Here is a 19,030-nt window from a genome sequence, read left to right as displayed (position 1 = left end):
AGGGGTAGCGCGTGTCCGACTCGAACGACGACCAGCAGCCACAGGATTCTGCCGTCCCGGCAGCTCCCGGCAAGGGCGCCGACCAGGACACAGCAGCCGCACCCGAAACCGCCGCCACCGAGGTGATCCCCACCTCCAAGCCGGGCTTCGCCACCATCAAGTACGAACCGCCGCAGCCGAACGACGGCCCCACCGCCCGCATCCCCGCCACCCCGCGCCCCGCGGGTACACCTGGTGCCGAGGGGCAGGGCGGAGCGCCCACTCCGGCGGGACAGAGTGGAGCGGCTTCTCCGGCAGGACAGGGCGGCGCGCCCGCGCAGAGTGGTGGTGCGCCCGGGGCGGTCGGACCGGGCAATGCGTCCGGCGCGGCGGGACCGGGCGGCCCGGCACAGGGTGGTCCGGCACAGCGAAAACTCCCCCCGCACTTGGGCGGTCCCGCACAGCAAAGTGCCCGCTCGGCACAGCAGGGCGCAGCGCGGCAGGGCGCGACCTCGAACGCCGCCGCACCGCAGGGCGGTGCGCAGCCCCCCGCGACCGCACAGCCCGGAAACCCGGTGGACTCCGGAAACCCGCCTCCCTCAGCGGATGTCACCACCCAGTTCAAGGTCGTCCCGCGCGCGGACGCGCAGCAGCGGCCCACGGGTCAACCGGGCAGCGATTCGGCCGCACAGTCGAATAACGCAGCCACGCAACCGGGTTCGCCCGCGGATCGGACCGATGCCGCCCGCGCGGACAACTCGGCCGATCCGGCCGCCGGGCCCGGTGCGGCCGCGGCGAACGCTGCTGGTGGACAGGGTGTTTCCGGCGGCCGGGCCGGATCGACAGCGAACGACGCGTCCACCGACGCGGCACAGCGCCCGGCGGATGCGGGTACGAACCAGAGCGCGGCGGGTCAGGCCGGAGCGCGGGAGCCGGGTTCCGCACAGGGCGATGCGGGCGCACCGATCGGGTCGGATGAGAAGTCCGCGGCTGGATCCGAAGGCGGCGCGGACGCTACCGAGCAAGGCGCGGCCGACGGTGACGCGGATTCGGAAACCGTTGTGATGAAGCGTGTTCCGATGGGAGCGGAGGACGCCACCACCGCGCTGCCGATTGTCTCGGGTGAGCAGAAGACCGAGAAGATGCGGGTTTCGGGGCCGCAGGGGCGGGCCGTGAGCAAGCCGCCCGCTTCGCCGCGGATGAATCAGGGGCCGCGGAATGTGGGGCCGCGCGTCAGTTCACCGGAGCAGGCGGGTCCGGCGGGTCCGGTCGAGGAGACCCGGCCGTCGCCGCCGCGTCCGCCGCACGCACCGCGACGCCCGGGCAGTGCGCCCTCGCCCGCCGATATGCAGCCGACCGCGCCCGCCGTCCCGATTCGCGGGCCGCGCGCCATGCCGGCCGGACCGCAGCGTGTCGGGCCGGGCGCGCCGCAGGGGCCGGGTGCACCCATCGGGCAGAACGGGCAGGGCGGCTCGCAACTACCCGGCGGACCGGGACAGGGCGCGCCGCAGGGGCCGAACAGCCAAGGCGGACAGCAACGCCCCGGTGGGCCCGGGCAAGGCGGACCGCAGGGATCCGCTGTCCCGCTGACGAAGCCGGGCGGGCAGGGATCCGGTGCGCCGCAGGGGCCGAATGGTGCGCGGGAAGTCGGCGGGGCACCCGGTGCACAGGGGCAGAGCGGGGCTTCGCAGGGAGCGCCCGGTGTTCAGGGGGTTGGACAGCGGCCGCAGGACGGTCAAGGGCTCGACGCGGGGCGGACCATTGCCGCGCCACAGCGGGTACCCGCGCCCGGCGAGAATGCTGACGCACCCGCGAAACCCGTTGCGGGATCCCGTAATCGGGTGTTGATCATTGCCGGGGCCTTGGTAGCGGTGGTCGCCGTGGTGATCGCGGTGGTCGCATTCATGGCGAATTCCTCGGACAATTCACCCGAGGCGCAGGTCAAGAGCTCGATAACCACCTACACGGACGGGCTGGCGAACGGCGATCTGGAGAAGTTGCGCGGTATCACCTGCGGTGCGCAGCACGATTTCTACCAGAACATTTCGGCCGACCAGTTCGCCGGTGTGTACCGAACTTCCAAGGAGCAGAAGAGCATTCCCGTGGTGAAGAGTGTGGATGCCATCCGCATCACCGGGGATACCGCGCTCGCGCAGGCGACGGTCTACACCGAGGCCGATCCGAGCAAGGCGTCGGCGCGCACCTTCGACCTCCAGCACACCTCCGATGGCTGGAAGGTCTGCGATCCGGCTAACGGCCAGAACTGACCTGCAGATGTTCCGAGCGGGCGATGACGCATTCGCGCCGCTGCCCGCGACGAACATCACATACACCTGGTCAACAGTCCGACTCGCCGGTAGCATGGCCCGGATTGTCTGGGCCAGCCACGATGGCGTGTCGGCGCCTCCGTGGCCTCCTGCCGCGTTGCCGTGCCGACTCCGATCGGGCTTGGACCCACCAGGTTTCGATTGTGCAGGGAGCTGAACACCATGACGGAGACGGCCGAGGCGGCCGCCGCCAGCGCCACCGCCACCGATCTGGTCGGTCGGCATTTCCGAGTGCGGGATCACTACGAGGTGGGCCGTGAGAAGGTTCGTGAATTCGCGCGCGCGGTCCGCAACAACCACCCCGCCCACCACCACGCGCAGGACGCTCGCGAGCTCGGCTACTCCGGTCTGCTCGCACCGCCGACCTTCGCCTCGGTGATCGGCGCGGCCACCACGCGTTCACTGATCGGCACCGTACTCACCGAGTACGACGTCTCGCAGTTCCTACAGACGGACCAGATCTTCGAGTACCACCGCCCGATCCTCGCCGACGACCTGCTCTCGGTGGATGTGGCGATCGAGCAGATCCGCTCCTACGGCGGCAATGACTTCATCACCGTCAAGGTGACGTTCACCGATGCGGACGCGCTCCCGGTGCTGGCCGCGACCACCACCATCGTGGCCCGCCTGGGTGTGGAGATCGACGCGGCGATCGCGGAGACCATGGCGGGCGTGGTCATGCACGGCCACGTCGCGGACAGCGCCTCCAGCGCCTCGGACCCGAACGGACTGATTCTGCTCGCGCCCGAGGATGTGGCCGCCTTCCGCGATCCCGCCCCGGCGTTGCCGGTGCGCACCGTGCCGACCGCCGCGACGCTGACCGCCGGGACCGAGCTGCCGGATGCCCGGATGCCGGTCACCCGCGGTGATCTGGCCAACTACGCCGGTGTGTCGGGTGATCCGAACCCGATCCACTTCAGCGATACCGCCGCGCAGCTGGCGGGTCTGCCGACCGTGGTGGCGCACGGCATGCTCACCATGGGTATGACCGCCAGCTACCTGGTCTCCTGGCTGGGCGACCCGGCGGCGCTGGGCAAGTTCAGCGTGCGCTTCTCCGGCTTCGTGCCGGTGTGGCCCGCCGCGGCGACCTTCGTGGACTTCACCGGCAAGGTGAAGTCGGTGGATGCCGAAAACGGGTCCGCCACCATCGTTCTCGGGGCGACCTCGGAGGGTAAGAAGCTCTTCGGCCGGGCAGTGGCCGAAGTACGCCTCTCCGCCTGATTTCGAAAGACACAGGGCGGGCCGCGCATTCACGCGCGGCCCGCCCTTTTCGTCCGGGGCACTGCTCAGTTCAGCGTCACGTGCATCAGATAGACGTTGTAGTCGCTCCAGGTGGACATGGTGAAGTACAGGTCGTCGCCGGTGGACCAGGGGTGGATGAAGCCGCCGTAGAGCTCCGGGAATTGCAGGGCGCTGACCGTCGCGGCGCTCTCGGACCAGACGCCCTGGGGTGAATCGGATTCCCGCACGACGAGAGCGGCCTTGGCGGTGTCGAGGTAGCTCATCTGCCAGACCTTGCGGGCGGCGTCGTAGCGGACGGACAGCTCCGCGGCGGGGGCCTCGACGATTTGGGAGGCGGAGGTGTAGCCGCCCACCGGGGTCCATTCACCGTTCCGCCAGTACTGATACGCGGTGGTGTTGAGGACCTGGTCCTTGGGGACGCGGGCCAGGCCGACCGAGCCGAGGCGGGTATTGGGGGTGCCGAACATGTACACCCAATCGCCCTGCGGCACCATGGCGGCGACCTGGAAGTTGGAGACGCCGAAGATGTTGTCCCACTTGGCGTGTGGGTCCTTGGTCCAGGTCTCGCCGTGATCGTCGGAGTAGGCGATGCCACCGTAGTTGGTGTACCAGGTGCCGGGAATGCTGTTCCAGGTGCGAATCGACATGTAGCTCATGTACTGCCGGTCGCCCAGCGCGAACCCGGAGGTCGGGATGGTGGTGATCTCGACATTGTCGAGCTTCTTGCTGGTGAGCAGTTCGCCGGCGTGGCAGCGCGCGTCGGTGACCATGCGGTCGAAGGTGACGCCGTCGGTCAGATCCTTATCGCTGCTGAAGGCGAGCAGATTGCTGCGCCAGTCCTCCCCCATACCGCCCGGCGGATGGAAATCGCGACCGACGGTGTCGCCGAAGGCGATAGCGACCTCACCGGGTGCGCTCTCCCACATGATGCCCAGGTCGGTGCCCTGGACCTGCCAGCGTTTATCGGTGCGGTTGACCGAGTTGGCCCCGGTCAGCTTGGCCACCTCGCGCACGGCGGACACCCGGGGGATGGGGCGCGCCGGAGCCTGGGGGGCGGCCTCGACACCCGGATGCGCCGGTTCCGGGCCGGGCGGCACCGCGGGTGGGTTCGGGTTGGGGAAGGCGAAATTGAACGCCTGTGGATGCAGGATGAGCCGCGGAATGCCCAGTTGCTCATTGAGACTCGGCGGCGGTGCGGGCAGATCGGTCAGATCAGGGCACGGGTTGATGCACGGATCGGTGGGTAGCTCCATCTTGATCCGTTTGGTGTTCTCCGGCGGCGGGCCGGGATCGACCGTGATGGCCGGATAGGAGATCGGCACCTCCATGGTCTTGGGGACCAGGGATTCGTGCACCGGTTCCGGATCGGACTTACACGGTCCGATACCGGGAATCGACTCCGCCGCACCGGGTTCCGACGGTGTTGCCGTGGCGATCGTGGGGTTGGCGGCGACGAGTACCCCCGCGCCGAACACCATCGCTCCCACCGCGGCCAGCAGCCGTTCGGCCATGCGTCAAAACCTCTCGACAATCGGGCTCTCCGGACACATCCGGCAGCAGACCCTACCCGGGACCCCCGGTGATCCGCGGGCACTCGCCCGAGATCAACCGAATCGATAGCCGAATCCGGCAGCGGCTCAGCGCACCGCCTGGAAAACGAAGACGGTCGCGCCGATTCGAATGGCGTCACCGTCGGCCAGCACCGCGGCGCTCTCGATGGCCTGCTCGTTGATGTAGACCCCGTTGGCCGAGCCCAGATCCTTGATCAGCAGGCCGGCCCGGCTCGGGGTGATCTGCGCGTGGTAGCGACTGGCCTTGGGGTCGTCCAGGACCAGATCGTTATCGGTCATGCGGCCGATCTTCATGCCGCCCACCGCGATCGGAACGACCCGCCCCTCGGCGGTGAGCAGCTGTCCGGCCCGGACCGCGCGCGGCATCTCGGTGACGGTCTCGGTCATGGCCTTGGCCAGCCGCTCGACCTCGGCGATCTGACCGGTCAGCAGCGGCTCCTGCCGCAGCACCTGCTGCTCCAACGCGATCAGCGCCGGACCGGGATCGATACCGAGCTCCTCGGAGAGCACCCCGCGCACCCGGCGGCACGCCTCCAGCGCGTCCGCCTGTCGCCCGGATAGGTAGAGCGCCGTAATCAACTGCGCCCACAACGGTTCTCGCAGCGGATGCGCGTTGGTCATGGCCACCAGTTCACCGACCACGGACGAAGCACGGCCGCAGGCGATTTCGGCGTCGACGCGCGCGGAGGCGACCAGCAGTCGCTCCTCATCCATTGCGGTGGCGAAGCTTTCGGCGAACGACAGTCCGGAGAGATCGTCGAGCGCGCGACCCGTCCACTGCGCCAAGGCATCCGCGTACCGGCGGGCCGCGCTCTCGTGATCACCCAGATTGGCGGCCTCGGTACCGGAGCGGCGGATGGTCTCGAAACGCCCCAGATCGCAGTGCTCATCGGAGATTTCGAGTCGATACCCGGACGATTCGGTCCGCAGCACCGCGGCCGGATCGACACCGGCATTGCGCAGTGTCTTACGAATATTGGAGACGAACACCTGCAAGCTGGCCTGATAGGAATCCGGCGGCTCGTCATTCCAGACGATATCCGCCAGCGCCTGCGAAGAGACCGCACGCCGCCGGTTCACGGTCAACGCGGCCAGCAGTGCGCGCGGCTTGGGGCCGCCGACCAGTACTGGACGGCCGCCGACCAGCACTTGCACAGGCCCGAGGACCCGCACATCGAGAGTCATTGCGCTGCACCTCGTGTAGAAAAGCGAACCGCCGCGGCAGCACCTGGCCACCGCGGCGGGCTCTGCTCACTGGGCCGGAGTTTTACCGGCCTCGGAGCTACCTTACTTGGCGCTGATGGAGCGACCGGCCGACTTCAGGTCGTTGCACGCCTCGAGCACGCGTGCGGCCATGGAGGTTTCGGCCTTCTTCAGGTAGCTGCGCGGGTCGTAGACCTTCTTGTTGCCGACCTCACCGTCGATCTTCAGCACGCCGTCGTAGTTGGCGAACATATGCCCAGCGACCGGGCGGGTGAAGGCGTACTGGGTGTCGGTGTCGACGTTCATCTTCACCACACCGAAGCGCAGCGAATCCTCGATCTCGGACTTGAGCGAGCCCGAACCACCGTGGAAGACGAAGTCGAACGGCTGCGCGTCCGCGCCCAGACCCAGCTTGGCGGCGGCGACGCGCTGGCCCTCGGCGAGCACCTCGGGCTTGAGCACCACATTGCCCGGCTTGTACACACCGTGCACATTGCCGAAGGTGGCGGCCAGCAGGTACTTACCGTTCTCGCCAGCGCCGAGCGCGTCGATGGTCTTCTGGAAGTCCTCCGGCGAGGTGTACAGCTTGTCGTTGATCTCGGCCTCGACGCCGTCCTCTTCACCACCGACCACACCGATCTCGACCTCGAGAATGATGTTCGCCGCATGGCACTGCTTGAGCAGCTCCTTGGCGATCTCCAGGTTCTCGTCGATCGGGATCGCGGAGCCGTCCCACATATGCGACTGGAACAGCGGGTTCAGCCCGGCCTTCACGCGCTCGGCCGAGATGGCGATCAGCGGCCGAACGAAGGTGTCCAGCTTGTCCTTCGGGCAGTGATCGGTGTGCAGCGCGATCGTGATGTCGTACTCGGCGGCCACCACATGCGCGAACTCGGCGAGCGCGACCGCGCCGGTCACCATGCTCTTCACACCCAGGCCCGAACCGAATTCGGCTCCGCCGGTGGAGAACTGGATGATGCCGTCACTGCCCGCGTCGGCGAAACCCTTGATCGCGGCGTTGATCGTCTCGGACGACGTGCAATTGATCGCGGGGAACGCGAAGGAGTTCTCCTTGGCCCGAGCAATCATCTCGGCGTAGATCTCCGGAGTCGCGATGGGCACAATGACCTCCGTAGTGGTGTGCTGTGTACAACAATTCTGTCAGGCGACACCCTAAGGCAGTGTGGTTTCAACGCACTCGGTGGCCTCGGACCGAACATCCTGAGCGGACGCTGTGAGACATTCTGTGATGGACCGCATTCCCCGGTAGGGTGGTGCCCGTGACCTTGCTGGCCGTGTCCGATGCCGTGACGACCAACGTCGCGCTCCCCGCGATTCTCGATCCCATGCACCTCCTCACCGAGACATGGCTCAAGAACGCGGTGCTCCCGGCGATCTTGGTGATCGTCTTCATCGAGACGGGGCTGCTGTTCCCGATTCTGCCGGGCGATTCCCTGCTGTTCACTGGCGGTCTGCTGAGCGCCCAGTCGAACCCGCCGGTCTCCATCTGGGTGCTGCTGCCCGCGGTCATTCTCATCGCATTCCTGGGTGACCAGTCCGGATATTGGATCGGCCGAGCCATCGGCCCGGCCCTGTTCCAGAAAGAGGACAGTCGCTTCTTCAAGAAGAAGTACGTCACCGAGACGCACGAATTCTTCGAGAAGTACGGCCCCAAGACCATCATCCTGGCGCGCTTCGTGCCCATCGTGCGCACGTTCATGCCGGTGCTGGCGGGCGTCTCCAAGATGGATTACCGCAAGTTCGTCACCTTCGACATCGTCGGCGCCATTCTCTGGGGCGGCGGCGTCACCGTGCTCGGCTACTTCCTCGGCAATGTGGAGTTCATCCGCAAGAACGTCGAGGCGATCTTCCTGCTCATCGTGTTCGTCTCGATCCTGCCCGGCATCGTCACCGTGGTGAAGAACCTGCGTGGACGCGGCGCCGTCGAGCAGGAGCTGGCCGCCACGTCGAACGAGCCGAACCGCTAGAGCCATCGGTGTCGACGACCCCACTAACCTCCGCCCTGAGCGCCTTCGGGCCGCTCGAGACGGCCGGGCCGGTGATCGTCTGGACCGTGGTCCTGACCTTCGTCTTCCTGGAGTGCGCGCTCATCATCGGGCTGTTCCTACCCGGTGATTCGATGCTCATCACCGCGGGTGTCGTACTCGCCTCGCAGGCCACCGGCGAGATGCATATCTGGGCGCTGGCGGTCGGGACCATGATCGCGGCCATCGCCGGTAATCAGGTCGGCTATGTGATCGGACAGCGCACCGGACATCACCTGGTGGCGCGTAAGAACGGCAAATACATCAATACCCGGAATCTGGGCCGGGTGGCCGAGCTGTTGCATCGGCACGGTTTCCTGGCGGTGCTCATCGCACGATGGATTCCGTGGGTGCGCACGCTCTGCCCGCTGGTCGCGGGTGCGGCCGGAATGGATCACCGCAAATACACCATCGCCTCGACCATCGGCGCGATCATCTGGGCTCCGGTACTGCTGCTGATCGGGTATTACGCGGGCGGTTTCCTGGAGAGCGTGTCCTGGCTGATGCCCGCGGTGATCGGCACGCTGGTGGTCGGGCTGATCCTGGGGACGATTGTCGGCGTGCGCCAGTACCGGGCGGAAATGTCGCGGCCCGCAGAGGATTTCGACCTGGATTCGGAGTGCGAGACGGTGCCGCTGGACGTCCGCCGGATCAACGGCTGAGAGATTTCACAGCCCCGCGGCGGTGACCGTATGCGCGGCTTCCATGAGTTTCCAGCCCGAAAGTTGCACGGAGAGATCGCGTTCGGGGGTGCGCGAGGCCGAGACCGAACCGCCCTCGAGACGACCCGCGCCGGAGATGCCGGGTAGTCGGGCGGGGAGTCGCCAATCCGGGCCGAATAGGGGTTCACCCTCGACCTCCAAACGGTTCTCCCAGGCGGCCGTGGCCGAATTGCGGACTATCGCGGCGGCTATGCGACGGGCGTTCACCTGCGCGATCTCATCACCGGGGAGCATGACCGCGGCCAGTGCGAGATAGCGGATCAGAATGCCGTTGAAGAGGCCGCCGTCCCCGCCCCCGCCGCCGATGACCACACCGCCGCCGACCATATGCTCCTCGATGGCGGCGATCATGCGGACCGCGCGCTCGACATGCCGGGGTTCACCGGTGTGCACCGCGAGTTCGGTCTCCAGGCCGAGCACCACGCCCTGGCAGTAGCTGTAGGTGGGGCGCTCCACTTCACCCGAGGGCAGGTGGATGCCGTCGAGGATGAGCCCGGAGTCCTTATCCCGCAGGGTGCTGTCGAGCCAGTCGGAGATCTCCTGGGCGCGGGGGTAGCGGCCGAGCCGGGCCATGGCAATACCGACCGGACCGTTCGCCGGGGCATTGAAGAAATCCGAACCCTTACGCCACGGCACCGCCCCGAACTGCGACTCGAACCCGGCGTACAACTCCTTGTCCAGCGCGAGCAGCGCACCGCGCACCTCGGCGACGCCCTGGGTGCGCTCGGCACGCTCCAAAGAGATTGTCAGCCAGGCCATATCGTCGTAGTAGTTATTGGTCCAGCCGGAGATATTGCGCAACCGCATGGCATGCGCGATGGACCAGATCCGCTTCTGCCGCACCGGGGTCGGCGACCGATTCGCCGCGTCGACGGCGCAATCCACCAGATGCGCCTGCCACCAGTAATGCCAATTCGCGAAGCCGCGCTCGCGCTTGGTGGCGGGCCACCCCACCACCCCGAGCGCCGTCCCCGGCATACCCCACAGTGCCCGCAGGTGCCGCGATACGATCGCCGACTCCGCCAGATCGGCGCGCTCCGACCAGAGCGCGGCGGTCGGCTCGATATTGCGCCCGGTCCGCGAAGTCATAGGACAAATACTGCCAGCCGAACGCCCGACTTCGTGGCTGATTTGTTACCACTGTCCAGCTCTCGCACCCCCGTGCCTGGTGACAGGGGGGTGCTGAGCCCGGGCGTGTCACCCGGTGGCGGCGGGAAGGCGGAGCTACCAGGCGTTGGCGAGGTCCGCGTGCTGGCGGATCCAGGCGTGCATGGCGATGCCCGCCGCGACGCCGGCGTTGATGCTCCGAGTGGAGCCGAACTGGGCGATCGAGACCGTCAGCAGGGCGGCGTCCTTCGCGGCGTCGGTGACGCCCGGCCCCTCCTGTCCGAAGAGCAGCAGGCAATCGCGGGGCAGCTCAGCGGTTTCCAGCGGAACCGAGCCCGGGACGTTGTCCACCGCGACCACGGTGAGATCGTTCGCGACCGCGAACTTCAGGAGTTCGGCGGTATCCGAATGGTGGTGGATGTGCTGGTAGCGGTCGGTCACCATGGCACCGCGGCGATTCCAGCGCTTGCGGCCGACAATGTGAACCGCGGCCGCGCCGAAGGCATTGGCGGTACGGACGACGGTGCCGATATTCGCGTCGTGGCCGAAGTTCTCGATGGCCACGTGGAAGGGGTGCCTGCGGCGGTCGATATCGGCGATTATCGCCTCGCGGGTCCAATAGCGGTAGGCGTCAACGACATTGCGGCGGTCGCCGTGCGCGAGCAACTCCGGATCCAGCCGCGGATCGTCCGGGGGTTCGGTGCCGAACTCCTCGACCCACGGGCCGACGCCGTGCGGATGCTCACCCCACTCCGTGGGACCGGCGGGGTCACCCTCGGTGGCGTCGGGGGCGGGCGGGTCGTCGGAGATACGGGCGGAACTCACCCGGGCCATCGTAATGGCAGGTCAGCGGAGCCCCGATCGGCGCGGCTAGTTGCTGGAGCTGCCCACCACGCCGACCACGATGCCGAACACCAGGAAGAGCAGTCCCAGAACCAGCAGGCAGGTGGCGACGATGCCGCAGATATAGCCCGCGTTCACCAGGCCGCGCCCGCCGATGGTGCCCTGTGAGGCGTCGATCTCATCGCGGGCCCGGCGGCCCATCACCCAGGCCACCGGTCCGAGGAACTGGCACAGCACCAGACTCAGAATGCCCAGGATGAGCACCGTGGTGGTCTGCGGATGGTCCGGTGGCGGTGCGCCGTAATACCCCGGCTGATACCCCGGTGGCGGCGGTTGATAGCTCATGCACATGATGCTAGGTCTTCGTGCTGGCCCCACCACGCATTTACGGGTCTGCTCCCTCGTGCCGGGGCCCCGCTCCCGACCACGATGAAAGGTATGAGCGATACGTCCGCCCTCCCCACTATCGTGCTCGACATGCCCGACCCGGAACCCGTCCCGCCGCCGCACTCGGGCTCGGGCGACGTGTTGCGCACCTTTCTGGTGACGCCGTTCCGGGCACGCACCTGGAAGGAATTCGCCTATCTGATCATCGCTTTCGGGCTCGGCTGCATCGCTGTCGCCTATCTGTTCCTCGGTTTCGGCGGCAGCCTGTACGCATCCATCGTGCTGATCGGCATCCCGTTGCTGGCGTGCGTGATTCTCGGCGGACGCGTCTGGGGCCGGATCTATCGGGTGCTGTGCTCGGTGCTGCTGGATTCTCCGCTACCGGAGCCGCCGCCGTTCACCTTCCGCCCGGGCGTATGGGGCTGGTTGCGCGGTGCGTTCACCGATCGAACCTCTTGGCGCGCACTGCTTTTCCTGGTGATCCAGGCGGTGCACGGCATGGTGATCGGCTATGTGACGCTGATGGTGGTGCTGATGACGGGATTTATCGCACTGTCACCGATTCCGTGGGCGCTCGGCGATCCCACCAATGTGGACGAGAACGGGGTGGAGCATCACTCCCTGATGCAGTTCGGCGACTTCTACGTCGACACCTGGCCGCGCACCCTGGCCCTGAGCGCGGTGGGCATCATCGGCTGTTTCCTGCTGCCGTGGCTGATTCGCGCGGTCTGCCATCTGCATCGGCTGCTCGCGCTGTGGCTGCTCACCCCGACCGAGCGTGATCGCCGGATGGCCGAACTACAGGAGAGCCGCCGCGCGGCGGTCGAGGATTCCACCGCCACCCTGCGCCGGCTGGAACGCGATCTGCATGACGGCACCCAGGCGCGACTGGTCAGTATCGCGATGATGCTCGGACGTGCGGAAGAACGCCTGGCCTCGGGCGGTGACGCCGGTGAACTCATCGCCCAGGCGCGTGCGGGGTCCAAGGAAGCGCTGACCGAACTGCGTGAACTGGTGCGCGGCATCCATCCGCCCGCTTTGGAATTGGGCTTGGAACCGGCACTGGAAACCCTCGCGGCGCGTTGCGCCGTCCCGGTGGAGTTGCGCGTATTGCTGCCGGTGCGACCGAGTCCCGCCATCGAGGCCATCGCCTACTTCTCGGTGGCCGAACTGCTCACCAATGTGGTGAAACACGCCGGCGCCAACCGGATCTGGGTGGCGGTACTGCCCAGCGGCGCGGATGCGCTGATGGTGAGCGTGCGCGACAACGGCCAGGGCGGTGCGCTGCAACCGGCCGAGCGTCCCGGCGAAACCACTGTGGCGGGCGGACTTTCGGGGCTGGCGGCGCGCGCTCGGTCGGTGGACGGCACGCTGCACGTGGACAGTCCCGCCGGCGGGCCGACCGTCATCACCATGGTGCTGCCGATCGCGGGACCGGAGTGATCGACCGTACCCGCGACCCCCGAGCCAACCCCCCAGCGCGAGAGGACCCCATGACCGTCGGCACCGAGCAGGAGTCCCACCGATTGCGGGTGGTGATCGCGGAGGACAACGCCATCCTGCGCGACGGCCTGACCGCACTGCTCGCCGATCGCGGGCATGAGGTCGTCGCGGCGGTCGGCGAGGCGGACGGGTTGGCGGCGGCCGTGGCGGAGCACCGGCCGGATGTGGCGGTGGTGGATGTGCGGATGCCGCCGAGCTTCACCGATGAGGGTTTGCTGGCGGCGCTCGCACTGCGCCGCAGTCACCCCGAGACCGGTGTGCTGGTCTTCTCGCAGTGGATCGAAACGCGCTATGCCACCGAACTACTCGCCGCGGGCGCGGGCGGTGTGGGCTATCTGCTCAAGGACCGGGTGGCCGATATCGGCGATTTCACCGATGCCCTGCGGCGGGTCGCGACCGGCGGCACCGCCCTCGATCCGGAGGTGGTGAGTCAGCTCATGGGTGCGGCCCGGCAACAGGATTCGCTCGCGCGGCTCACTCCGCGCGAGCGCGAGGTATTGGAGTTGATGGCGCAGGGCCTGTCGAATTCGGCGCTGGCACAGGCGCTCACGGTGACCGAGCGGGCGGTGGAGAAGCATATCGGCAATATCTTCACCAAGCTGGAGTTGCCGCCGTCGGATCTGCATCATCGGCGGGTGCTGGCGGTTCTCCGGCTGAAGGGTTGAAACGTCGCTGTGCGGTTGCCAGGCGTGGAACACTGGTTCCATGGTTCGGTCGAGTCCCACGGAAAACGTGAAAGCCGTTGCGTCCTGGCCTGATCACCTATTGACGCTGGCGGAGTGGTCGGCGCTACCCGATGAGCGCGGCTCCTGCCGCGAATTGGTGGACGGCGTACTGCTGGTGGCCCCGCAGCCGCCGCGGCATCAATTGGCGGTGTGGCGCTTGGCCGCTCAATTGGAGCCGGCGCTGCCGCGCCGGGTGGCCGCGCTGGCCCGCGTCGAATTGGTGATCGAGGAGACCCATCCGCCGACGGTGCGGGTACCGGATGTGCTGGTGGTGGGTGGTGCGGCCGGGGCATCGCATGCGACCCGGGTGCGCCCTTGCGATGTCTTGGCGGCCATAGAGATCGTCTCGCCCGGCTCGCGGCGCACCGATCGCGTCATGAAGTTCGCCGAGTACGCCGAGTGCGGTATCGAGCACTACTGGCTGCTGGAGACCGACGGGTCGGTGCGGTTGACCACCTTCGGATTACGCGACGGCCGCTATGAATCCACCGGCGACTACACCGGACACGTCACCCTCGAACTCGACGGCATGGTGCTCCCGCTCGACCTGGATGCTCTTACCGCCCTGCGCACAACGGCCTGACCTCGCCGGATCCGCCACCCACAAGGGAGAACGGGACTATCCTGGAGTTCCGTAAGCCGTGGTTGGAGGGTCTTCATGGACCACGCGCGTGTACTTCGCACCGTGCTCGGCGTCACCGCCGCGTACCTCGTCACTCTCTGCGTCTGGCTGGCCTGGCTGGTGCCGCTCACCCCGCCGGGCACGGTGCCGCTGCAGGTGATCGTGCTGGTCGGTATGTTCGGCACCTTCCTCGGCGTCGGAATGCTGCTCGCACAGCAGCCCTCACACAGCGATCGGCAGCTGCGCCGGCACGGCCTGGAGGGCTGGGCCACCATCGAGGGCATACATCCGCTCACCCCCACCGACCATTGGACCGAACTCACCGAACTCGAGCTGGAGCTGGTGGTGCCGGGTTCGGAGACCTATCACGGCAGCATCGTCTTCGATGTGGAGCCGGTGATCCGGCCGAGAATCACTGTGGGCGGGATACTTTCGATCCGCGTCGATCCGGCGAACCGCGATCGCATCATGGTGTGCCTGTAGCGGTCGGCCGTGACCGCAGGCAGCCTGCCCGATTTGCCCGGCCTGCCCCGTAGCATCACTGGTCATGACCACCGCTACACCCCCGGACCGCCAGGAAGCGCCGCTGCTGCTGGATACCGAGCCGCCGCGCACGCTGAGCTTCAGCGACCAGGCGGCCTTCTGGCTGAATCTCGGCGTCAGCCTGATCGGGTTCAGCGGCGCGGCCTATGTGCTGTTCCCGACCGGACACGCCCCACTGCCGATCGCGGGCGCGTTGCTGGCCACGCTGGTCGGCACCGTCGCCGGTATCGCCATGGTCGCCGGGACCGGCGCCGTGGGCACCCGCACCGGCGCACCGGCGATGGCGGTGCTGCGCGGCCTGTTCGGCACCAAACTCTCCTACCTGCCGACCGCCGCGAATATCGTGCAGTGCATCGGCTGGGGTGTGTACGAGCTGACCGTCATCGCGCTGGGCGTCTCGGCGCTCACCCATGATCGGGTCCCGCACGCGCCGGTGATCGTGGCGGCGGGCATCCTGTCCACCACCATGGCCATCTGGCCGCTGCGAGTACTGCACATTCTGCGCAAGTACGTCTCGGTGGCGGTGGGTATCGCACTCGTCTACTTCACGATTCAGCTGCTGCGGCAACCGGTTCCGGAGCTACCCGATACCAGTTGGAGCGGATTCTTCCCGGCCGTGGACACCACGCTGGCGGTATCGGTGTCCTTCGTCCCGCTGGCCGCCGACTACACCCGGCATTCGCGCTCGGCGCGTACCGCGGCGGGGGCGGCCACGCTCGGCTATTCGGTCGCCCAGTTCTGGTGCTATCTGCTGGGCATCCTGGCCATTCTGCAGGCGGGCGGCAATACCGAGCACATCTTCGACACCCTGCTGGGCGTGACGGCGGGCTGGGCCTTCTTCGCGGTGCTGGTGCTGCGCGAATCCGATCAGTCCTTCGCGAACGTCTACTCGACGGCCATGTCCATTCAGAACCTGCTGCCGCGGGTCGACCGCCGTGTGCTGGCGCTCGGTGTCGGCGTCATCGTCACCGTATTGGCGCTGCCGGTGCGCGACTTCAGCGGCTACGCCAACTTCCTGTATCTGATCGGCTCGGTCTTCGTGCCGTTGAGCGCGGTGCTGATTGTCGACTTCTTCTTCGGAAGTGGCAGGCACGGTTGGGATCTCGCACAGAACGCACCCGCTCGCCCGCTCATGCTGCTGCCCTGGGTCATCGGATTCGTGGTGTATCAGCTCTGCAATCCGGGCTCGCTCACCTGGTGGGTGAACCTCTGGACCAAGGTGCGGGACGCCATCGGATTCCACCCCGGCTGGTGGTCGTCGGCCTCGCTGTTCTCCTGGCTGGCAGCGGCTTTCGTCACCGCCGTGCTGGTGGCCGTACAGCGCCGGAGGGCCTGACCCGATGGAGCGGGACCGCGTCTTCGGAATGGGTTCGGACCCGCTCGTCGCCCCCGACTGGCCGCCCCTGACCGCACCGGAGATCGCGGACCTGCTCGGCCCGGACGCGCGGATCGAATGGCGCAGTCCCCGACCGCTCTCCGCCACCGCGCAGGTGCGCACCGCCGACGGCACACCGGTGATCGTCAAGCGGCTCCCCCGCACCCTGCGCGATGCGGCGGCGCTCGGCGAAGAGCACGGGTTCATGAATCACCTGCGCGGCAACGGAATACCGATCCCGCGGGTACTGCTCACTCGCGAACACGGCGAATTCACCTACGAGGTACAGGAACTCGGCATAGGTGATGACCTGTATCGCGGCACCTTCTCCTGGTCGCCGTATCAATCCCGGGCGCAGGCCGCCGCGGCCGGGCGCACTCTGGCCCAATTACACCTGGCCGCAATCGGATACGACGCCCCGGCGCGCCCGACCCGCCCATTACTGGCGAGCTTCACCGTCTTCTCCTCCCCCGATCCGATCGCCGCGGTGGAGAAGCTGGCCACCAGCCGCCCGGCCCTCGCGGACTTCCTCGCGACCCACCGCTGGCAGGCCGAGATGGAGCGGCTCCACCTCCCCTTCCACTCCCGTCTCCACCCATTGCTGAGTGAGTTGTCCCCGCGCTGGACGCATAACGACTGGCACGGCACCAACCTGCTCTGGACGCACGAAACCCCGTCCACCGTCATAGATTTCGGGTTGTGCGACCGCACCACCGCCATCCACGACCTGGCGATCGCCATCGAACGCTGCGCCGTCGACTGGATCTCGCTCCGCGATGACGGTCTCGCCCGCATCCAGTTCGATCAGGTGCGGGCCCTGCTGGACGGCTATCGATCGATCCGCCCGCTGACGGTGACCGAGTCGCGCGCGCTGCCGCGGCTGCTACCGCTGGTGCACGCCGAATACGAGCTCTCCGAGATCGACTACTTCCTCGGCGTGGTACCCGGCGGCAATCCCGAGAACGCCGAAATCGCCTACCGCCATTACTTTCTCGGCCACACCGCCTGGTGGGCGGGAGAGGGGCAAGCCCTGCTGGCCGCCCTGCGCTAACGGTGCGCGCGAGGATCCGCCAGCAGGTACTGCGCGGCGGTGTAGGTGCCGAGAATGACGCCCTCGGTGACCCGGCGCGAGCGCTCGCCGCGGGCGAAGATCTTGCGCAGCACGATGAGTCCGTCCGAGACGGTGAACAGCAGTGCGCCCAGGCCGAGGCGGCTGCGCGGATCACGACCCGGAATATTCAGGCCCGCAATGTTTTTCGCACCCGGGGCGATACCGGGATCCGAGGCCAGGGTGGCCGCGGTGCCCAGCGTCGCACCGTAGGCGGTGAGCGGCAGGGCGACCGCGGGAGCCTTCGCCCGCAGCAATGCCGCGGCACCCAGCCAGGCGGCCAGCCGCTGTCCGGCGATGGCGGGCTGCGGCCTGCCACCGCGCCGCCACCACAGCCAGGAGTATCCGGTCTGCATGACGGCGAAAGACGATGCGCCCGCGATCAATCGGCGATCATCGTCCGGTTCGATGAGCAGGATATCGCCCACCGTCGCGGCGGCCAGCGCGCCGAGAAGTACTGTGCGATCGGCGGATTCGAGCCCGTCGTCATTGGTGGCCACATCCGCCGCCAGCAACGGCATCAGCAACGGCTTCGCGACCCACTGCAATTTGTCGCGGCCGGTGACAGCGCCGAACACTGTCACGGCCGCCGCGCCGACGAATGCGGCGCGGAACGGCCGCGGCATCAGAAGGAGGGTTCCGCGGGAGCGGGCGGCAGCACCGCGACCTGACCGGCATAGGACAGGCCCGCACCGAAACCGAGCAGCAGGGCCAGCTGACCACCCTTGGCCTTACCGGTCACCAGCATCTCCTCCATGGCGAGCGGAATCGACGCCGCCGAGGTGTTGCCGGTGTTCTCGATGTCATTGGCCATGGGCAGATCGTCGGGCAGGCCGAGATTCTTCTTCATGAGCTCATTGATGCGGGCATTGGCCTGATGCGGGACGAACACCTCGATGTCCTCCTTGGCCACGCCGGAGAGCTCGATGGCGCTCGACAGCGCGCGCGGCAGGGTCACAGCCGCCCAGCGGAAGACCTTGGGGCCCTCCATATGCAGGGACATCCGGCCGATCGGGTCGACCTCGGGATCGGTGCCCTGCATGGCCTGCGCCTTGTTCATGTACGCCAGGAAGTCGACGTCCTGGGCGATGGCCTCGGCGTTCTCGCCGTCACTGCCCCAGACCGTCGGGGAGATACCGTTCTCCTCGGCGGGGCCGATCACGACCGCGCCCGCGCCGTCACCGAAGATCATGGCGGTGCCGCGATCGGTCGGATCCAGGCCGACGGTCATGGTCTCGGCGCCGATGACCAGGATGTACTCGGCCGAACCGGCGCGAATCATATCGGTGGCCACCCCGAGGCCGTAGCAGAAGCCGCCGCAGCCCGAGACCAGGTCGAACGCCGGAATACCGTTCATTCCGAGATCGGAGGCGATGGACGGGGCGCCGTGCGGGGTGAGCTTGAGCCAGCTGGAGGTGCACAGCACCAGCGCGCCGATCTTGGAGCGATCGATGCCGGTGTTCTTCAGCGCGCGTTCGCCCGCCGCCACCGACATCGATCGAATCGTCTCGTCGCCGCTGATCCAGCGCCGGTTGTTGATACCGGTGCGGTCGAAGATCCACTCGGGAGTGGAGTCGAGTACCTCGCACACCTCGGCATTGCTGACGATGCGCTCGGGCCGGTAAGCGCCGATGCCGAGCATCGCAACATTCTGAGGACCCTTGTTGATTGCAATGCTCACCACAGGTGACTCACACGACCCTTCACAACAGCAGTTCGACAACGTTG

The 19,030-nt window shown here is 67.5% G+C and carries 18 protein-coding genes; 10 read left to right on the top strand and 8 right to left on the bottom strand.

The features are described from left to right. Window positions 1–11 precede the first annotated feature (11 nt). Together OHB26_RS13025 and OHB26_RS13020 are read left to right on the top strand one after the other, a co-directional pair. On the top strand, window positions 12–2,246 hold the full coding sequence (locus OHB26_RS13025) for an Rv0361 family membrane protein (RefSeq protein WP_330184426.1): 2,235 nt from the start codon (window positions 12–14) through the stop codon (window positions 2,244–2,246). Between the two features lie 222 nt (window positions 2,247–2,468). Next, window positions 2,469–3,527, top strand: coding sequence for a fused (3R)-hydroxyacyl-ACP dehydratase subunits HadA/HadB (locus OHB26_RS13020; protein WP_330184425.1), 1,059 nt, complete (start codon window positions 2,469–2,471; stop codon window positions 3,525–3,527). A gap of 65 nt (window positions 3,528–3,592) precedes the next feature. On the opposite strand, the gene OHB26_RS13015 is transcribed toward OHB26_RS13020, so the two are convergent. The 3 genes from OHB26_RS13015 to fbaA form a co-directional block, all read right to left on the bottom strand. Beyond that, window positions 3,593–5,059, bottom strand: coding sequence for a DUF4185 domain-containing protein (locus OHB26_RS13015; RefSeq protein ID WP_330184424.1), 1,467 nt, complete (start codon window positions 5,057–5,059; stop codon window positions 3,593–3,595). A gap of 126 nt (window positions 5,060–5,185) precedes the next feature. Beyond that, window positions 5,186–6,304 (bottom strand): BTAD domain-containing putative transcriptional regulator, encoded by a 1,119-nt coding sequence (locus OHB26_RS13010; RefSeq protein ID WP_330184423.1) that lies wholly within the window; start codon window positions 6,302–6,304, stop codon window positions 5,186–5,188. A gap of 102 nt (window positions 6,305–6,406) precedes the next feature. Next, window positions 6,407–7,444: a class II fructose-bisphosphate aldolase gene (fbaA, locus tag OHB26_RS13005; RefSeq protein ID WP_330184422.1), complete on the bottom strand. Its 1,038-nt coding sequence runs from the start codon at window positions 7,442–7,444 to the stop codon at window positions 6,407–6,409. Window positions 7,445–7,617: 173 nt separating this feature from the next. Between fbaA and OHB26_RS13000 the strand changes: the two genes are divergently transcribed. Together OHB26_RS13000 and OHB26_RS12995 are read left to right on the top strand one after the other, a co-directional pair. After that, on the top strand, window positions 7,618–8,310 hold the full coding sequence (locus OHB26_RS13000; protein WP_330185623.1) for a DedA family protein: 693 nt from the start codon (window positions 7,618–7,620) through the stop codon (window positions 8,308–8,310). 8 nt (window positions 8,311–8,318) lie between these two features. Continuing rightward, window positions 8,319–9,029: a DedA family protein gene (locus OHB26_RS12995; RefSeq protein WP_330184421.1), complete on the top strand. Its 711-nt coding sequence runs from the start codon at window positions 8,319–8,321 to the stop codon at window positions 9,027–9,029. Window positions 9,030–9,035: 6 nt separating this feature from the next. Here OHB26_RS12995 and OHB26_RS12990 read toward each other — a convergent pair whose 3' ends face one another. The 3 genes from OHB26_RS12990 to OHB26_RS12980 form a co-directional block, all read right to left on the bottom strand. Next, window positions 9,036–10,178 carry a glycoside hydrolase family 76 protein gene (locus OHB26_RS12990; RefSeq protein WP_330184420.1) on the bottom strand — a complete coding sequence of 381 codons (1,143 nt, stop codon included), beginning with the start codon at window positions 10,176–10,178 and terminating at the stop codon, window positions 9,036–9,038. A 135-nt stretch (window positions 10,179–10,313) separates the two neighbouring features. Next, window positions 10,314–11,021, bottom strand: coding sequence for a TrmH family RNA methyltransferase (locus OHB26_RS12985; protein WP_442942933.1), 708 nt, complete (start codon window positions 11,019–11,021; stop codon window positions 10,314–10,316). 45 nt (window positions 11,022–11,066) lie between these two features. After that, entirely contained in the window at window positions 11,067–11,384 is a 318-nt protein-coding gene (locus OHB26_RS12980) for a DUF4190 domain-containing protein (RefSeq protein ID WP_330184418.1), read from the bottom strand. Between the two features lie 93 nt (window positions 11,385–11,477). Between OHB26_RS12980 and OHB26_RS12975 the strand changes: the two genes are divergently transcribed. The 6 genes from OHB26_RS12975 (at window position 11,478) to OHB26_RS12950 (ending at window position 17,245) form a co-directional block, all read left to right on the top strand. Then, window positions 11,478–12,869 carry a sensor histidine kinase gene (locus OHB26_RS12975; RefSeq protein WP_330184417.1) on the top strand — a complete coding sequence of 464 codons (1,392 nt, stop codon included), beginning with the start codon at window positions 11,478–11,480 and terminating at the stop codon, window positions 12,867–12,869. Window positions 12,870–12,919: 50 nt separating this feature from the next. Continuing rightward, window positions 12,920–13,594, top strand: coding sequence for a response regulator transcription factor (locus tag OHB26_RS12970; protein ID WP_442942932.1), 675 nt, complete (start codon window positions 12,920–12,922; stop codon window positions 13,592–13,594). A gap of 40 nt (window positions 13,595–13,634) precedes the next feature. Further along, complete coding sequence (locus tag OHB26_RS12965) at window positions 13,635–14,237, top strand: Uma2 family endonuclease (protein WP_330184416.1); 603 nt, start codon at window positions 13,635–13,637, stop codon at window positions 14,235–14,237. 75 nt (window positions 14,238–14,312) lie between these two features. Continuing rightward, window positions 14,313–14,759 carry a hypothetical protein gene (locus OHB26_RS12960; protein WP_330184415.1) on the top strand — a complete coding sequence of 149 codons (447 nt, stop codon included), beginning with the start codon at window positions 14,313–14,315 and terminating at the stop codon, window positions 14,757–14,759. A 64-nt stretch (window positions 14,760–14,823) separates the two neighbouring features. Then, the gene (locus OHB26_RS12955) at window positions 14,824–16,155 is read left to right on the top strand and encodes a purine-cytosine permease family protein (protein WP_330184414.1); all 1,332 of its coding nucleotides are present in this window, start codon (window positions 14,824–14,826) and stop codon (window positions 16,153–16,155) included. A gap of 4 nt (window positions 16,156–16,159) precedes the next feature. Continuing rightward, window positions 16,160–17,245: a phosphotransferase enzyme family protein gene (locus tag OHB26_RS12950; RefSeq protein ID WP_330184413.1), complete on the top strand. Its 1,086-nt coding sequence runs from the start codon at window positions 16,160–16,162 to the stop codon at window positions 17,243–17,245. Here OHB26_RS12950 and OHB26_RS12945 read toward each other — a convergent pair. Both OHB26_RS12945 and OHB26_RS12940 read right to left on the bottom strand, forming a co-directional pair. Then, on the bottom strand, window positions 17,242–17,928 hold the full coding sequence (locus OHB26_RS12945) for a lysoplasmalogenase (protein ID WP_330184412.1): 687 nt from the start codon (window positions 17,926–17,928) through the stop codon (window positions 17,242–17,244). The two genes, OHB26_RS12950 and OHB26_RS12945, sit on opposite strands and share 4 nt — an antisense overlap. Next, the gene (locus OHB26_RS12940; protein WP_330184411.1) at window positions 17,928–18,986 is read right to left on the bottom strand and encodes a beta-ketoacyl-ACP synthase III; all 1,059 of its coding nucleotides are present in this window, start codon (window positions 18,984–18,986) and stop codon (window positions 17,928–17,930) included. The genes OHB26_RS12945 and OHB26_RS12940 overlap by 1 nt, the downstream gene beginning before the upstream one ends. Between the last annotated feature and the right edge of the window lie 44 nt (window positions 18,987–19,030).

This window comes from Nocardia sp. NBC_01503 (genome assembly GCF_036327755.1).
Taxonomy (GTDB): domain Bacteria; phylum Actinomycetota; class Actinomycetes; order Mycobacteriales; family Mycobacteriaceae; genus Nocardia.
Note: the sequence above shows the minus strand (reverse complement) of the source record. Positions and strands in the feature narration are given on the sequence as shown.

Bases quoted from the DNA above. Each gene is read 5' to 3' on its own strand.
- OHB26_RS13020 (WP_330184425.1), top strand. From the start codon at position 2,469: ATGACGGAGACGGCCGAGGCGGCCGCCGCCAGCGCCACCGCCACCGAT.
- OHB26_RS13015 (WP_330184424.1), bottom strand. From the start codon at position 5,059: ATGGCCGAACGGCTGCTGGCCGCGGTGGGAGCGATGGTGTTCGGCGCG.
- OHB26_RS13010 (WP_330184423.1), bottom strand. From the start codon at position 6,304: ATGACTCTCGATGTGCGGGTCCTCGGGCCTGTGCAAGTGCTGGTCGGC.
- OHB26_RS12990 (WP_330184420.1), bottom strand. From the start codon at position 10,178: ATGACTTCGCGGACCGGGCGCAATATCGAGCCGACCGCCGCGCTCTGG.
- OHB26_RS12980 (WP_330184418.1), bottom strand. From the start codon at position 11,384: ATGAGCTATCAACCGCCGCCACCGGGGTATCAGCCGGGGTATTACGGC.
- OHB26_RS12975 (WP_330184417.1), top strand. From the start codon at position 11,478: ATGAGCGATACGTCCGCCCTCCCCACTATCGTGCTCGACATGCCCGAC.
- OHB26_RS12970 (WP_442942932.1), top strand. From the start codon at position 12,920: ATGACCGTCGGCACCGAGCAGGAGTCCCACCGATTGCGGGTGGTGATC.
- OHB26_RS12965 (WP_330184416.1), top strand. From the start codon at position 13,635: ATGGTTCGGTCGAGTCCCACGGAAAACGTGAAAGCCGTTGCGTCCTGG.
- OHB26_RS12960 (WP_330184415.1), top strand. From the start codon at position 14,313: ATGGACCACGCGCGTGTACTTCGCACCGTGCTCGGCGTCACCGCCGCG.
- OHB26_RS12955 (WP_330184414.1), top strand. From the start codon at position 14,824: ATGACCACCGCTACACCCCCGGACCGCCAGGAAGCGCCGCTGCTGCTG.
- OHB26_RS12950 (WP_330184413.1), top strand. From the start codon at position 16,160: ATGGAGCGGGACCGCGTCTTCGGAATGGGTTCGGACCCGCTCGTCGCC.
- OHB26_RS12945 (WP_330184412.1), bottom strand. From the start codon at position 17,928: ATGCCGCGGCCGTTCCGCGCCGCATTCGTCGGCGCGGCGGCCGTGACA.